Annotated in this window: 17 protein-coding genes and 1 pseudogene; 10 read left to right on the plus strand and 8 right to left on the minus strand. The window is 72.2% G+C overall.

The features are described 5' to 3' along the window. Nucleotides 1–7: 7 nt before the first annotated feature. The 7 genes from OG456_RS17030 to OG456_RS17060 all read right to left on the minus strand — a co-directional run bounded on the left by OG456_RS17030 (nucleotide 8) and on the right by OG456_RS17060 (nucleotide 8,069). Nucleotides 8–1,150 (minus strand): glycosyltransferase, encoded by a 1,143-nt coding sequence (locus OG456_RS17030; protein WP_266561869.1) that lies wholly within the window; start codon nucleotides 1,148–1,150, stop codon nucleotides 8–10. Further along, the gene (locus tag OG456_RS17035; protein WP_266569298.1) at nucleotides 1,147–1,860 is read right to left on the minus strand and encodes a polysaccharide deacetylase family protein; all 714 of its coding nucleotides are present in this window, start codon (nucleotides 1,858–1,860) and stop codon (nucleotides 1,147–1,149) included. Before OG456_RS17035 ends, OG456_RS17030 begins: the two co-directional genes overlap by 4 nt. Nucleotides 1,861–1,945: 85 nt before the next feature. Then, nucleotides 1,946–3,613: a lipid II flippase MurJ gene (murJ, locus tag OG456_RS17040; protein ID WP_323136336.1), complete on the minus strand. Its 1,668-nt coding sequence runs from the start codon at nucleotides 3,611–3,613 to the stop codon at nucleotides 1,946–1,948. Then, nucleotides 3,610–4,863 (minus strand): O-antigen ligase, encoded by a 1,254-nt coding sequence (locus tag OG456_RS17045; protein ID WP_266569302.1) that lies wholly within the window; start codon nucleotides 4,861–4,863, stop codon nucleotides 3,610–3,612. Before OG456_RS17045 ends, murJ begins: the two co-directional genes overlap by 4 nt. A gap of 130 nt (nucleotides 4,864–4,993) precedes the next feature. Continuing rightward, nucleotides 4,994–6,466, minus strand: coding sequence for a sugar transferase (locus OG456_RS17050; RefSeq protein WP_266561871.1), 1,473 nt, complete (start codon nucleotides 6,464–6,466; stop codon nucleotides 4,994–4,996). Then, a complete protein-coding gene (locus OG456_RS17055) occupies nucleotides 6,463–7,596 on the minus strand; it encodes a glycosyltransferase family 4 protein (protein ID WP_266561873.1) in 1,134 nt (377 codons plus the stop codon). The genes OG456_RS17050 and OG456_RS17055 overlap by 4 nt, the downstream gene beginning before the upstream one ends. A 35-nt stretch (nucleotides 7,597–7,631) precedes the next feature. Next, a complete protein-coding gene (locus OG456_RS17060) occupies nucleotides 7,632–8,069 on the minus strand; it encodes a hypothetical protein (protein ID WP_266561878.1) in 438 nt (145 codons plus the stop codon). 297 nt (nucleotides 8,070–8,366) lie between these two features. Here OG456_RS17060 and OG456_RS17065 point away from each other — a divergent pair, with 297 nt between their 5' ends. The 9 genes from OG456_RS17065 (at nucleotide 8,367) to OG456_RS17105 (ending at nucleotide 13,767) form a co-directional block, all read left to right on the plus strand. Continuing rightward, the gene (locus OG456_RS17065; protein ID WP_266561880.1) at nucleotides 8,367–8,603 is read left to right on the plus strand and encodes a chaplin; all 237 of its coding nucleotides are present in this window, start codon (nucleotides 8,367–8,369) and stop codon (nucleotides 8,601–8,603) included. Between the two features lie 415 nt (nucleotides 8,604–9,018). Then, entirely contained in the window at nucleotides 9,019–9,519 is a 501-nt protein-coding gene (locus OG456_RS17070; RefSeq protein WP_266561882.1) for a hypothetical protein, read from the plus strand. Between the two features lie 266 nt (nucleotides 9,520–9,785). Next, nucleotides 9,786–10,064 carry a hypothetical protein gene (locus OG456_RS17075; protein ID WP_266569304.1) on the plus strand — a complete coding sequence of 93 codons (279 nt, stop codon included), beginning with the start codon at nucleotides 9,786–9,788 and terminating at the stop codon, nucleotides 10,062–10,064. An 84-nt stretch (nucleotides 10,065–10,148) separates the two neighbouring features. Beyond that, on the plus strand, nucleotides 10,149–10,394 hold the full coding sequence (locus OG456_RS17080) for a chaplin family protein (protein ID WP_266561884.1): 246 nt from the start codon (nucleotides 10,149–10,151) through the stop codon (nucleotides 10,392–10,394). 192 nt (nucleotides 10,395–10,586) lie between these two features. Next, complete coding sequence (locus OG456_RS17085) at nucleotides 10,587–11,087, plus strand: DUF5949 family protein (RefSeq protein WP_266561886.1); 501 nt, start codon at nucleotides 10,587–10,589, stop codon at nucleotides 11,085–11,087. Between the two features lie 53 nt (nucleotides 11,088–11,140). Next, a complete protein-coding gene (locus tag OG456_RS17090) occupies nucleotides 11,141–11,779 on the plus strand; it encodes a vitamin K epoxide reductase family protein (RefSeq protein ID WP_266569306.1) in 639 nt (212 codons plus the stop codon). A 116-nt stretch (nucleotides 11,780–11,895) separates the two neighbouring features. Further along, nucleotides 11,896–12,402, plus strand: a complete 507-nt coding sequence (locus OG456_RS17095) for a hypothetical protein (protein ID WP_266561888.1) — start codon at nucleotides 11,896–11,898, stop codon at nucleotides 12,400–12,402. Nucleotides 12,403–12,486: 84 nt separating this feature from the next. Next, nucleotides 12,487–12,873, plus strand: coding sequence for a tyrosinase family oxidase copper chaperone (locus OG456_RS17100; RefSeq protein WP_323136337.1), 387 nt, complete (start codon nucleotides 12,487–12,489; stop codon nucleotides 12,871–12,873). 39 nt (nucleotides 12,874–12,912) lie between these two features. After that, nucleotides 12,913–13,767: a tyrosinase family protein gene (locus OG456_RS17105; protein WP_266561891.1), complete on the plus strand. Its 855-nt coding sequence runs from the start codon at nucleotides 12,913–12,915 to the stop codon at nucleotides 13,765–13,767. A gap of 60 nt (nucleotides 13,768–13,827) precedes the next feature. Here the strand turns inward: OG456_RS17105 and OG456_RS17110 are convergent, their stop codons facing one another. Beyond that, nucleotides 13,828–14,121 carry a chaplin gene (locus OG456_RS17110; protein WP_266561893.1) on the minus strand — a complete coding sequence of 98 codons (294 nt, stop codon included), beginning with the start codon at nucleotides 14,119–14,121 and terminating at the stop codon, nucleotides 13,828–13,830. 340 nt (nucleotides 14,122–14,461) lie between these two features. Between OG456_RS17110 and OG456_RS17115 the strand changes: the two are divergent. Then, nucleotides 14,462–14,669, plus strand: a pseudogene (locus OG456_RS17115) (flotillin domain-containing protein); the annotation flags it as partial. Nucleotides 14,670–14,733 lie beyond the last annotated feature (64 nt).

Consider the following 14,733-nt stretch of genomic DNA (forward strand, 5'->3'; position numbering starts at 1 on the left):
CACTTACTCACTCTCGAACTCTCGAATCCGAACCGCCCAGGGCCGCCCCGTACAGCCGCAGGTGCTGTTCGGCGCTTCGGGCGATGCTGTAGTGGTGGGCTGCCGGGGACGGGGTGCGGCCGCAGGGGCGGGCCGCCACGATCCGCAACGCCTGTCGTGCGAACGACTCCGGGTCGCCGGGGACGCGGACGGCCGCGGATTCCAGGTGCGGCGGCAGGTCCTCGACCGCGGGGCAGCTGACGTAGAGGGCGGGCAGCCCTGAGGCGAGTGCCTCCACGACGGCGAGGCCGAACGCCTCTTCGTCCGACGGGGAGGCGAGCAGGTCCATCGCGCTCATGAGGGCCGGCAGATCGGGGTCGCCGACGCGGCCCGAAGGGGACGCGTAGGGGCGCTCGCCGGCGAACACGACACGGCGCACGACGCCCAGTTCCTGGGCGAGCCTGCGCAGCCGCTGCTCCTCGGGACCGTCCCCGACGAGGAGAATCCTCACGTAGTCCGGCAGTTGGGCCAGGGCCCGTACGAGGACGTCGAAGCGCTTGCCGGGGACGAGACGGCCGACTCCCCCGATGACGAAGTCGTCCCGGTGCAGGCCGAACACGTGGCGGGTCGCGTCGCGCAGCACCGGGTCGTGGGCGAAGCGCTCCACGTCGATGCCGTTGGGCACGACGTGGATACGGTGCCGGGGCACCCCCCACCGCACGAGGCGCTCGGCCACCGACGGGGAGACCGCCAGGGTGGCCCGGCCCACCCGCTCGCCCGCCAGATAGAGCGCGCGGACACCGGCGGACAGCGGGCGCCCCTCCATCCGGCTCTCGCCCAGCGAGTGCTCGGTGGCGACCACGGCTCGGACCCCGGCGAGGCGCGCGGCGAAACGGCCGTAGACGCAGGCGCGGTACAGGTGCGTGTGCACGAGGTCGTAACGGCCCTCGCGCACGAACTTGGTGAGCCGGGGCAGCGCGCCCAGGTCGCGGTTCCCCGTCATGCCGAGGTGCACGACGCGGATGCCGTCGGCGGTCAGGCCGCGGGCGACGGTGCCCGGGTTGGTCAGGGTCACCACGTCGCTGTGGACGGGCAGACGGCGCAGCAGGAGCCGCAGCTGCTGTTCGGCTCCCCCGGTGCCGAGGCCCGTGATGACGTGCAGGGTCCTCATGTACGGGCCTCCGGCGCGGTGGACGGGCGGCGGCGCAGGCGGTGCAGGCGCAGCTTCAGTTCGAGGCGCCAGGCCGCGTCCGCCTGGCCGACGTGGACGCGCGGCAGGGCGAATTCGCCGGTGAGGCCGCCCGGCGAGATGGCGCAGGCGTAGCGGTATCCGGCATGGCGTACGGCGTCCGCGACACGGCGGTCGACGGTGCCGTAGGGGTAGCAGAAGCCGGGGACCTCGCGTCCGGTGAGTTCCTCCAGGCGTCTTCGGCTGTCCTCGGTCTCCGCGCGCAGGACGCGGTCGTCGACGTGGGTGAGGTCGACGTGCGTCAGGCCGTGCGAGCCGATCTCGATGCCCGCGGACGCGGCGGACCGGATGCCGCGTTCCGACAGGAGCGGCTTGCGCGGGCCCAGCGGGTCCCACTCGTTGACGCCGTCGAGGCGTCCGGGCAGGACGAACAGGGTGGCGCCGCAGCCGTAGTGACGCAGCAGCGGCAGGGCGTTGTCGACGAAGTCGCAGTAGCCGTCATCGAAGGTGAGCCCCACCAGGCCGCGGTCCGTGCCGAGCGCGCGGGCCTCCAGGAGCGCCGCCATGCCCACCCCGCGCAGCCCGCGCCTGCGCAGCCAGCGGAGCTGTTCCTGGAGGCGCTCGGGGGAGACGGTGACGCGGTACGGGTCGTCGCGGCAGTCGTCCACGGAGTGGTACATCGCCACCCACATCGGCGCGTCCGGGAGCAGCCGGCGGGTGCGGTCCGGGAGCCACGGCCGGGCGCGCGGAACGTCCCCTGTCTCGATGCGTCCTGTGTCAACGTGCATGCCGGAGCCTCCTGGTCGCGGAGCGGACAACGGGAACGAGAGGCGCGAGGGACTCGGCCCTCAGAGCCCACAGGAGAAGGACGAACACGGCCGTCACGGCGAGACACCCGGCGGCGCCCGCCGCGAGCGGCGACGTGAAGGAGGCCGCGGCCATCAGCCCCGCCACGGTCGCGCCCGCGGCGGCGAGCAGCGGCTTGCCCATCTCGGCCAGGACCCTGGAGACGTCGACCGGGACGCTGCGCCGGTCCATCGCGGCGAGGAGGAGTACGGCGGTGAGGGTGATCCCGAACGCGTTGGCGCCGGCGATGCCCCGTACGCCCCACAGGTCGACCGCCCAGGAGCCCACGCCGGCGGTGGCGCCCATGCCCACGGCCATCGCGCCCACCGGGTACCAGGTGGGGCGGCCCGCCGAGAAGTAGGAGCGGACCAGGGCGCCCACCATGGAGTGGCCGAGGAGGCCGAGGGCGTAGACGCGCATGACGGACGCCGTGGCGGCGGTGTCGTCGGCGGTGAACGCGCCCCGCTGGAACAGGACATGGATGATCTGCGGGGCGCAGGCGAAGATCGCGGCGGCGCCGAGGAGGACCACGCAGGCGGCGAGGCCGAGGTCACGCTCGACGCGGGCGCGGGCCGCCGCGATGTCGCCGCGCGCGACGGCCTGCGCCACGACCGGGAACGTGACGGTGCACAGCATCAGGGAGAGCACCATCGGCAACTGGGACACCTTCTGCGCGTAGTTCAGGTGCGAGATGGAGCCCGCGGCGAGCGAGGAGGCGAGGAAGCGCTCGATGAACACCTGCGACTGCTTGCACAGGGCGAACGTCAGGACGGCGGCGATGAGCCCGAGCTGCATGGCCCGCCCCTTGGCCGCGGCCGGCTCGCCCCCGGCCTCGCCCGCGAGCCTCTCGGCGGCCTTCGCGGAGATCAACCTCCGGTGGAACGCGGGCAGTTGGATCGCCACCATCAGACAGCCGCCGACGGCCACACCCATCGCGGCGGACCGCACGCCGAAGCGCGTCCCGCACACGAGCATCGTGGCGATGATGCCGATGTTGTACGCGACGTAGATCGCGGCGGGTGGCAGATAGCAGCCGTGCGCCCGCAGTGCCGCGCTGCAGTATCCGGTCAGGCCGAACGTGAGGGCGCAGGTGGCGGTCAACCGTGTGCAGTCGACGGCCAGTCGGGGGTCCTGCAGGCCGGGCGCCAGGACGTGCACGAGGAAGGGGGCACCGGCGATGAGCAGCGCGGCCGCGGCCAGGAACGCGAGGCCGAAGCGGGGCAGTGACGACGAGACGAGGGACCGTACGGGATCGGTGCCGCCGGCCGGCGTGCGGCGGGCGACGGCCGCACTGAAAGCGGGCACGAGCACGAACGCCAGACCGTCCTCGATGAGGAGTGTGGAGGCGAACTCCGGGACCGTCCAGGCGACCAGGAACGCGTCGGTCTCGCTGCCCGCGCCGAAGAGGTGCGCGAGGGACTGGTCGCGGCCGAGGCCGAGGATCGCCCCGGCGGCCGAGAGGAGGGCCGTGAGGAGCGCGGCCCGCGCGAGGCGGCGGTTCGACGCTCCGGAGGGCTCGGTGGCGGGTGGCCCGGTCCGGAGCTGGACGGGCAGGCCCACGGCCGTCCGGGTGTCACCGTCCGCGGTGGGGATGGTCACGGCGTCGCCGCCTCCTTCAGGGGCGCCTGCGGCGCCAGGCCCCACCAGGCGACGAGGCCGATGACGAGGGCGGTCAGGACGGTCGACGGACCGCCGATGTCGGCGTACACGAAGTCCACGAGCTGCCAGCCGAGCAGGCCGCACGCGACGAGGCCGCAGTCCGGACCCGGCCGGGTGACCGCGCCGCGGCCGAGGCGGCGCAGGGCGAGCAGCAGCAGCGCGACCCAGCCGCCCGCGAGGGCGACCAGGCCGATCAGGCCCTGCTCGCTGAGGATCAGCAGGTACATGTTGTGCGGGGACAGCAGCGGCTGGCGCTTGAACGCGGCGCCCGCGCCCGCAGTGTCGCTCCCCGAGGAGAGCGCGAGCGAGGCGTGGCTGTCACGTTGGGCGACGAACCCCTTGAGGCCGACGCCCGTCGCCGGGTGCTCGCTCCACATGTCGACCGCCGCGGCCCACATCGTGTACCGGTCCGTGACGGACTGGTCCGGGGCGTCGGCAACCTGCGTGATGCTGCTCATGCGCTCCTGGAGCATGTGCGTCCCGACGCCGAAGCCGCCCACCAGGACGACGGCGGCCGCGGCGGTCACGGCGAACAGGCGGACGGCGCGCCGCACCCCGGCGAGCAGCACCTGTGCGCCGCAGGCCACGACGGTCGCGATCCACGCGCCCCGGCTGAAGGACAGCGCGAGCGGCAGGAGCAGCGCGAGCGCGCACAGCAGGGCGGGCGTGCGCCGGGCGGCGGTGCGGGCGCCGAGGGCCAGGCCGAGGGCGGCCACGAGCCCGTACGACACCACCGTCGCCATTCCCATGACGTCCGTGGGGCCGAAGGTGCCGACGGCGCGGATGTCCTCGCCCATGTACGAGGCGCCGGTCCCGGTCAAGTACTGGTGGATGCCGATGCCGCCCTGCCACAGGGCGAGCCCCACGAACGACCAGGCGAGCAGCCGGAAGTCGCGGCGGTCGCGGACCAGGACCAGGACGGACACGGGGACGAGGACGAAGATCTGGCAGTAGCGGACCATGCCGACGAGCGCGGTCGACGGCGAGCCGGCGCCCGCTGCGGCGATGGCGATCCCGACGACGGGCATCCCGAGGATGATCGCGGCGGTACGTGTCAGGGGGCGCTCGGCGCGGCGCAGGGTGACGGCCACGCAGACGGCCACGACCAGGCCGGAGACCGCGTCGGGGAGACTGCCGCCCCCTGATCCCGCCGAGCCGGGCGTCAGCGGCAGGCCGAGCACGGCGACCATGAGGAGGACGGGGAGCACGGGCGCGTACCGGCCGAGGACGGCGACGAGCGCGGCGGCCGGAGAGGGCCGCACACCTGTCGGACCTGGAGCCGTACGCAGTCCGGCGTCCGTGGGAGAGGCAGTCACCCGGTCAACTCCCCGTGGAGCGTACGAGGGCGGCCGCGGTGCGCACCAGGATGCTGATGTCCTGCCACAGCGACCAGCTGTCGATGTACGCGTTGTCGAAGCGGGCGCGGTCCTCGATGGAGGTGTCGCCGCGCAGGCCGTGGATCTGGGCGAGGCCGGTGATGCCGGTCGGCATGCGGTGCCGTTCGGCGTATCCGGGGTGGGTCTGGCTGAACTGCATGACGAAGTAAGGGCGTTCGGGGCGCGGGCCGACGAGGCTCATGTCGCCGCGGAACACGTTCCACAGCTGGAGCAGCTCGTCCAGGGAGGTGCGCCGCAGGAAGCGGCAGAACCACGCCATGCGCTTCTCGTCCGCGACGCTCCACCGGGTGGCGGACTCCATCGCGTCGCTCGGGCGGTGCGTGCGGAACTTCAGCAGCGTGAAGGGCTTCCCGCCCTTCCCGACGCGCTCCTGCCGGAAGACGACGCCGGGCCCCTCGGCCAGGCGCAGCCAGACGGCGCACACCAGCAGGACCGGGCTGGTCAGGACGAGGAGGGTGCCGGAGACGACGAGGTCGAGCGCGCGCTTGCCGGCGCTGCCGCGGCGGCGGGCGGGCGGCCTCGGGCGGTAGCGGAACCCCGCGAGGTGCCGGGCCGCGTCACCGGAGCGCGCCGGGTACGGGGCGGCCGCCGGGGCGAACTCCCAGACGCCGCAGCCGTATTCGCCGAGCACCGCCAGCCAGGCCGCCCGGTCGTGTGCCGACCCCTCCAGAAGGAGCGCCCGCCGCACCCCGTTCTGGAGGATCGCGCGACGCAGTTCGTCGGCCGTGCCGAGGACGGGCAGGTCGGGCCCGTCGTGGTCGGGCGGGTGTTCGAGCTCCTTGTCCGCAAGGATGCCGACCGGGCGCACACCCGACCGCGGGTGGCGCAGCAGGGCGGCGGCAACCGGCCGGGCGAGGGTCTCGGGGCCGATGAGGAGGGTCGGGCAGGGGCGGCGCGCGGCGGCCTCACGGCGCCGCCAGTAGACGAGGCCGCGGCCCGCGCCCGCGAGGAGGCAGTGCAGCGCGGCGCCCGCGGCGAGCGTGCCGGCGGGGAGCGGATCGAGCTGCGGGAACCCGGCGAGGACGGCCGCCATGACGCACCAGATCACCACGATGCGGCCGCCGATCGCGGGCCAGTCGTCGAGCAGGAGACGGGGCACGTCGCCGCGGTAGAGACCCGCGCGCGCGTTCGCCGAAGCGACACCGGCGGCCAGCGCGATCACGAGCAGGGGGTGGCGCTGGACCGGCGCGATCACGAGGGTGCTCACCAGGGCGGCCGTACCGTCCGCCGCGAGGAGGGACGTGCAGGAGGGGCGCCGCGCGGCCGCGCGTCTGCCCGCCGGCGACGGGCGGCCGCCCGCCTCGGCGCGTGGCGGGACGACCGAGGCGAGGAGGGTGCTCGGTGCAGTGGCGCGTGGCCGCCCCGCGGGGGAGGCAACGGTACGTTCCGCGGTCACGTGTTGAGGGGCTCCCTGCACTCGGTGGGCTCCGCGCCCAGTAGTTCGCGGTACACGTCGGCGACCGCGTCGGCGGTGCGCCGCACGTCGTGGTGCGCCCGCGCGTGCCGCAGGGCGAGGCCGCCGAGCGCGCCGAGCCGGTGGGGGTCGCGCAGCAGGCCGGTCAGCGTGCGGGCGAGCGCGGCGGGGTCGTCCGGCGGTACGAGGCAGTGGGACGCGAGGCCGGCGGGCAGGCTCTCGCGGGCGCCGTCCACGTCGGTGACGACGACGGGCCGTCCGCAGGCCATCGCCTCCAGGGGCGCGAGCGCCATGCCCTCCCAGCGGGACGGAAGCACCACGAGGTCGGCCTGCCGGTACCAGGGCACGGGGTCGTCGGCCCCCACGAACCGCACGGAGGCGGTGGCCTGCCGGCGCAGCGCCGCCGCGTCGGGCCCGTCCCCGACCAGCACGAGCCTCGCCCGCGGGAACCTCTCCTGCACGAGGGGCCAGGCACGCACCAGGACGTCCTGGCCCTTCTGGCGGCAGATGCGCCCGACGCAGACCACCAGCGGATCGGCGGTGGCCTCGCGCGGTTCGGGGGCGGGCACGAAGCGGGTGAGGTCGACGCCGTTGGGGATGACGTCCCAGCGCGCGGTGATCCCGGCGCGCTCGCCCGTCGCGCGCTCCGCCTCGCTGACGCAGACGACCCGGGAGGCCCAGCGCGCGCCCCGGCGCTCCCACTCGAGGGCGAGCCGGGCGGTGGGGCCGTCGACCGCCTCGAAGGACCAGGCGTGCGGCTGGAACACGGTGGGGACCCGGCCGCGCACGGCGAGACGGGCGGCGAGTCCGGCCTTGGCGCTGTGCGCGTGGACGAGGGTCGGCCGCACCTGCGCCACGAGCCGCGCCAGGCCTCGGACTTCGCGGGCGATGCCGGGCCCGGGCGAGCGGGTCGCCTGCCACGGCAGGACGTCACAGCCGATGCGGCGCAGCGACCCGGCCAGGGGCCCGTCGGGCGGGCAGGCCACGCTGATCCGCATGCCCGCGGAGAGCTGTGCCTCGGTCAGATCACGGACGACGCGGGCCACTCCGCCGTCGACGGGCTGGGTGACATGGAGGACACGCGGTCGAGGGGGTGTCGCTGTCGGTTGCATGCGCGTTTCCCTTCGTGATGGAGGAGGGAAACGCGCTAGGGCCTGGCGTCGACCGCTGCGAGGAGCACGCCGGTCCAGGCCGTGTCCCGCCGCGATGTCATCCGGGGGCCGAGCCCCGGCCCCCGCCGCCTGACGCTCCGGCCGAGCGTGAAGACATCCGAGTCGTAGCCGAGGGTGTTGGCGTACGCGGGGACCCTTCGCGGCTGCGCGCGTCCCGGTTCACTGATGCTCGAATTGAGCACGGTGTCGGCCGGGTCGGCCGCGTTCCCCAGCGCGACGGGCCGGGCCCGGCGCCCCAGGAAGACACTCGGCGCGTCGCCCTTCACGCCCCGGCCGCCCTTGTGCGCGACCATGCCGACCCGCCCGTTCGCCCCACCCGAACGGGCCGCGGCGCCACACGCCGCGGAATCCGCGGCAAGAGAAATGGCGCACACCGCCGTACGGCGCAGGAGCGAGCCCAGGTGATGGCGCATGACCGATTCCCTTTCAGGGACAAAGAGCTTCTGAATCACGGAATGAGGATGCGAAAGTCACATTGGGCGGGAAGCACTTCTGCGCCCCGCCTCGCCGGGCTGGGAGGTGAGTCACTGTAGCGACAGATGAGTATTTATCTGGGAAACCCGGCATGTGTGTCGGAATGGTGAACGCGGTGAAGTCTGCGCCGCGCAGTCACCCGATCGGGAGCGCAACCCCACACGGGTGGCGCGCGTTGATCCACGAGCCGGGCGCCTGCCCCGGAGACGTATCAACCGACCGAGGAGCACTTCTCCATGTCGCGTACCGCGAAGGCTTTTGTCTTTTCCACCGTCGCCGCCGCCGCTCTGGCCGGCTCCGCCGGCGTCGCCGCCGCCAGCAGTGACGCGCAGGGTGCCGCCACCCACTCCCCCGGCGTGGTCTCGGGCAACACCGTCCAGGTCCCCGTCCACGTCCCCGTGAACCTCTGCGGCGACACGGTCGATGTGATCGGCCTGCTGAACCCGACGTTCGGCAGCCACTGCGCCAACTGATCCGGTTCCCCCGGACCCTTCCGCGGCCGCCCCGTTCGGGGCGGCCGTTCTTGCGTTCGTTGCGCCGTATGGGGGAGGGCCTCAGAGACACCCGAACGGGCGCCCCACCTGGCACGACACGCCGGGAGACGAGGGCGATCGCGCACGGCGTGTCGCCGTTCGGTTGCGCAGTGCGATCAGCCATCCCACGGTGGTCACAAGATCGGACACACATCACCGAAAGGGAACACACATACCCCATCAGCCCGTACGGCGCATTGCTACCACCGCTCTTTGCGCGACGATCCTCCTCGGCACCGCCGTTCCCGCGATAGCCGCCGAAAGCGACCCGGGAAGCTCCAGCAGCGTCGAGGCACTGCGCGCACCGGTTCCCGGAGCGGATGCGCTGCTGGGCCAGGTAGGCGCACTCGGCAGCATGAGTTCCGTCGTGACCCCGGTCACGGACCTGCTCACCGAGGTCCTCGAGGCCGACGACGGAAAGCTGTCCGCCGAGGCGGCACAGAAGCACGCGGACGCGATCAAGGCGGCCATCGACGCCGCCAAGGCCACCGTCCCCGCGACCACCACAACACCGAAGTCGGCCAGCCCCGACGACGCCAAGGCGGCCCGGATGGACGTGAAGGGCGACGCCCTGACCGCGCTCCAGACCGCCGTCGACGCGCTGCTCAAGGCGTCGACCGCGGGTGACGTCGCGGGCGTCGCCACCGCGGCCACGAACGTCGTCACCGCCCTGGTGAACCTGCTCGCGGCCACCCCGCTCGGCGGCGGTCTGCCCGCGCCGACGCTGCCCGGCCTGCCCAAGCTCCCCACACTCCCGTCGACCGGACTCCCGCTCCCGTCCACGGCGTCCCGGCAGTCCACCGCCACGCTCCCGAAGACGCCGGCGCTCCCCCAGACTGCCGCCCTGCCCAACTGACGGGGGCGCGCCCGTGGCCAAGCGGGCACCCCACCCACCCGCCGCGCCGGTCCCGTACCGGCGCGGCGGGGTTTTCATGTCCCGGCCGTGCCTGATCGACGCCCTGCGCCGACAATTCACCTCTTCCTAAATCTCATATGAGAACTCCACGGCCCTTCCTTCGAGTGGGTTCGGCAAATCCCCTGACCTCAGAGTTTCCGTTGCCGGGGACGCTCGTTGGACATTCCGTCGCTGGTGACAAATCGTCACCCCAAGGAAGGAACATGATGAAGCCCCTGAAGGCCGCCGTCGTCGTCGCCGGATCCATGGTCATCGCCGGTGCAGCCGCACCCGCGTTCGCCTCCGACCTCACGCCGACGAGCCTCAACGGCGCGATCGACACCCTGAGCCACCAGTCGGTGCTCGACGCCCAGCCGCTGCACACCAACATGCTCGACACGGAGCGGGGCGGTTCGGTCCTCAACACGGTGCAGAACACGGCGGACAACGTGAACGACGCCGGCGCCCCGGCCGGACTTCTCGGCGGCCTTCCCCTCGGCAAGTAGCGATCTGCGCGGGTGCGTTCCTGTCACCCGCCGCGCAACCAGCTTCATGGGCTGCAAAAACCCCCTGTCGGGAAGGTTTCAGTGATGAACACCGCCAAGAAGGCCGCCCTGGTCATCGCTGCCGCCGGTCTCGCTGCGGGCGCCGCTTCGGGCAGCGCCTTCGCCCACGGCGGCGCCGGCGCAGAGGGTGCGGCGGCCGGCTCTCCCGGCGTCGGTTCGGGCAATGTCGCCCAGGTGCCCGTCGACGTTCCGGACAACGTCGTAGGGAACACCGTCAACGGCATCGCCGGTCTCAACCCGGCCTTCGGCAACAGCGGCCACAACGGCTGACACACTCCTTCGCGCACTCTTGGCGCGAAGCGGCACACAGGCCGACGAGAGGCTGGTCCCACCGCGCCGAGCGGCCCCGGATCGGCCTCTCGGCATGTCCGCCGCGGCCCCATTCTCGTTCGAGTGGGGGCCGTTCCCCCAAGCGGGTGAAAGGTCGCCGGGGCGCCCGTCGAGCGTGGCTACGCTGCCGTGGTGACTTCAACGCCGACTGAGAACCGCGCTTTCCGCGCCATCGATCTGGGCACCCTCGCCGTCATCGCGTGGAGCGGCGAACACCCGGACGAGGCAGGGGACATGCCCTTCCTGCTGGCCTACTCCCTGGGAGACGGTGCGGGCGGGCAGGAGGCATCCACCGAAGCGGTACGGGCTCTGCTGGAGAACAACGGTCTGCCGGTCGGCAAGGTCGTGGACGCCGCGGGCAAGCCCAGCTTCCCCGTCTCGCTGCTCGTCGAGGCCGGCCAGGCCGTCGTCAACATGCCGTATCTCAACGCCCAGTGCGTCGCGCCGCCCGAATGGCTGGCCGCCGCGGCCGAACGCGGTTACGCGTACTTCGTGTTCACCACGCGCCCCTGGACCTCGGCGGTGCCCGGCACCCCGGTCGCCGAGGAGGATCTCGCCTCGTTCGCGGGCGACGAGGCGACGCTGACCGGCGCGGCCCACTGCCTGCTCCCCGTACGCAAGCTGCGCGTCTGACCAGAAGGAAGTGGCCCATGGGAACCACGAACACCGAGGGACGCCCGGCCCGGATGCCTCGGCAGTCGGGCCCAACTCGGCACAGTGACAGCTCGGTCGAGTCGCCGCGCGCCGCCCCGGAGTCCCGTTCCCTGGGTTTCGCGCTGCTTCTGGTGATCACCGGTGCGGCGGGGCTGCTCGCGGCGTGGGTCATCACGATCGACAAGTTCAAGCTGCTCGAGGACCCGAACTTCACGCCGGGATGCAGCCTCAACCCCGTGGTGTCCTGCGGGAACATCATGAAGAGCGACCAGGCGTCGGTGTTCGGGTTCCCGAACCCGATGCTGGGGCTCGCGGCCTACGCCGTCGTGATCTGTGTCGGGATGAGCCTGCTGGGGCGGGCGAGGTTCCCGCGCTGGTACTGGCTGACGTTCAACGCGGGCACGCTGTTCGGGGTCGGATTCTGCACGTGGCTGCAGTTCCAGTCGCTGTACCGGATCAACTCGCTGTGCCTGTGGTGCTCTCTGGCGTGGGTCGCCACGATCGTCATGTTCTGGTATGTGACGTCGTTCAACGTGCGCAACGGGTTCCTGCCCGCGCCGTCCTGGCTGCGCTCGTTCTTCGGTGAGTTCACGTGGGTCGTGCCGGTGCTGCACGTCGGGATCATCGGGATGCTGATCCTGACCCGCTGGTGGGACTTCTGGACCAGCTGATACATACATCGGCCGATTGCACCGGGCGGGCGAAGTTTGCACTGATACCACCCGTCCGGTCGTTACTCCTTTCGCGGTGACAAGTACCGCGAAGCCCGAAAGGATCCGTGTCCGACATGAAGTCAACTGCCAGAGGGACGCTCGCTGTACTGGCCGGCTGCCTCGCCGCCGCGGGCGCGGGCGCCGCTCCCGCTGCCGCGGGCGAGCAGGTACCCGTAGCGGTTCCGCTGACCGGCGTGGAGAACGCGCTGCACGTGAAGGCGCCCGAGCTGTCGACCGGGGTGCCGATCCCGGTGCCGGGCGGGCCGGATGCCCCGCGCTTCGTGGCCGGGCGGATGCTTCCCGAGCCCCTGCTGCCGGCGGTTCCGCTCAGCAGCGAGCTGCCCGACACGCGGGTCGAGGCACCGCTTTCCCAGGTGACCGGAGACCACAAGATCGATCACCTGGGCCTGACCACCGCGGGGTCCGACGTGCGGACGGCCACCCCCGGGGCGTCGGTGAACCCGCCGCTCACCGGCCCGATCGGCGACCGGTTCGGGCTGCCGGGCGTGGCACTGCCCGAGGCCGGGCTCGTCACGCCGCTTCTGACGACGGCGCCGGGAGCGGCGCTCGACATCGCGTGACCCGCACGCTGAGGTCCGGAAGAGGAGACGCCAGTGGAAGCCGGTAACCCGCCTGTCGGTCTCGGTCCTGCCGGCCGGAGGCTTGTGACGCGCCGGACCGTGGTGCGGCGGCTGATCGGGGTCGCGCTCGCCGCCGCCGTGGTGCCGGCCGCCGCTCTCGTCGGCCGGGCCTTCCGCCACCCGCAGGACGACCTGAAGGACGCGGTCGGCGGGGACTTCGAGGAGACCTACCGCGGCCGCCACATCCGCGGGGCACGAGGGCAGGGCTCGATGATGCGCGCACACATCGGGCAGCGGTCCGGGCGCTGGGACGTCACGGTGGACGGCCGGCCGTTGCATCTGATGCGCCGCGCCGACGGCAGTTATCTGAGCATGGTCGACCACTACCAGTCGTATCCCACCCCCCTGGCCGCGGCGAGGGGTGCCGTGGACGAGCTCGGCGACCAGATGCTGCGCCGGCACGCGCTCTGAGCGCCACGGCACAACCGAAGTTGAAGAAGGGGGACAGCATTGGTGTACACGCGGCAGAACCAGAGCTCGCTCACGGCGGCGCAGAAGAAGCGGTTCGTGTCCGCGCTGCTCGCGGTCAAACGCAAGGGGCAGTACGACGAATTCGTGCGCATGCATGTGGCGTTCTACGTCGGTGACGGGGACGGCGGACAGCGGGTCGCGCACATGGCGCCGACATTTCTGCCCTGGCACCGGCAGTTCCTCCTCGAGTTCGAAGGCGCCCTGCAGCGAGTGGATCCTGGAGTCTCCGTCCCTTACTGGGACTGGACGGTGGACCGCTCCCCGACGTCGTCGCTGTGGGGCGAGGGGTTCCTCGGCGGGAACGGCCGACGCTCCGACCGGCGGGTGATGACGGGTCCTTTCGCCTACGGGAGCGGGCACTGGCCCATCAAGGAGGGCGTGACGGAGGGCGAGTTCCTGACCCGGGACTTCGGCCGCCCCCACGATCCGATCGAGCTGCCCACGAAGGACGAACTGGCCTGGGCGATGCGGGATTCGCTGTACGACTCAGCGCCGTGGAACTCGACGTCATCGCACGGCTTCCGCAACAAGCTCGAGGGCTGGACGTCGGGGGTGGGGAACAGCAAGTTCCGTAACCACAACCAGGTGCACCGGTGGGTCGGCGGGCACATGCTCGGGGCGGGCTCGGTGAACGATCCGGTCTTCTGGTTCAACCACGCGTTCGTCGATCTGCTCTGGTCACGCTGGCACCGGAAATACCCCGACTCGGCCCCCTATTTGCCGGCCGGAGGGACGGCGGCGGGGCGTGTCGTGACTCTTGACGAGCCGATGCCGCCCTGGAAAGTGAAGCCGAGTTCCATGATCGAGCACGGGCATTTGTATCGGTACGCCTAATCCGCGTCGCTCATGAGAAAAGGCCCCCGCGCATCCGCGCCGGGGGCCTTTGTCGGGGTGTCAGCCGCCGTAGCCGCCTTCGTCGCCGCCGTTGTCGCCGCCGTTGTCGTGGGCCTCAACGTTGGCGCAGGGGTTGCCAAAGGTCGGGTTCAGCAGAGCGATGACGTCCACGGTGTTGCCGCAGACGTTGGCCGGGATGTGGACCGGGACCTGGACGGCGTCGCCCGAGATGACGCCGGGCGAGTCGGCAGCGCCACCCCGGGCGCCGGCGTCGGCCATGGCCAGGCCGGCACCGCTGATCACCACGGCGCCGGTGCCGAGCGCGACAGCGGCGGCCTTCGCGATGCGAGACATCACGTTCTCCTTCTGCTGGACGGATACGGCCGCATGATCGCGTCCGCATACCGGGTTCAACGGACTCGCCCCGCCCAGGTAACGGCCTTAACGGAATCCATCCGACGGACCCCGATTTATGGGGATTCCAGTGGAATAGGCCGGCCGAGTTCTGTTGTGCACGGCTGCCTGCGCCGAAAATCATCGGTAATTCGTGCCGCGAATTATTGCGGGGCGGAGGGCACGAATGGTGGCGCGGTGGCGGACAGCTCTTCGTGGCGGTGGCGCAGGAGAAGCATCGCCGCGTCGTCGTGCAGGGGGCCCACCGCGTGGTGGACCAGGTCGGCGCGCAGCTCCTTGCGGCGACGCCGCGGTGCTCCAGATGGTCGTCGAGGTGCTGCCGAGCGTCGTCGCGAAGGCGTCCGAGCCGCTGAGCGCCGTGGACAAGATGACGGTGATCTCGACGGACGGCGCGAGCCAGCTGTCGCGTACGGTCGCCGACAACGTCGCGCAGGGCGTCGAACTCCTCAGTTCCACCACGGGGGGTCGACCTGGCGTCGCTCCTGAAGGGGCTCACGTCGGGGTCGAGGTCGGGGTCGGCGTCGAGTTCGGGGGCTTCGGCCAAGGGGCAGG

The sequence above is a fragment of the Streptomyces sp. NBC_01446 genome (assembly GCF_026340095.1).
Classification (GTDB): domain Bacteria; phylum Actinomycetota; class Actinomycetes; order Streptomycetales; family Streptomycetaceae; genus Streptomyces; species Streptomyces aureus.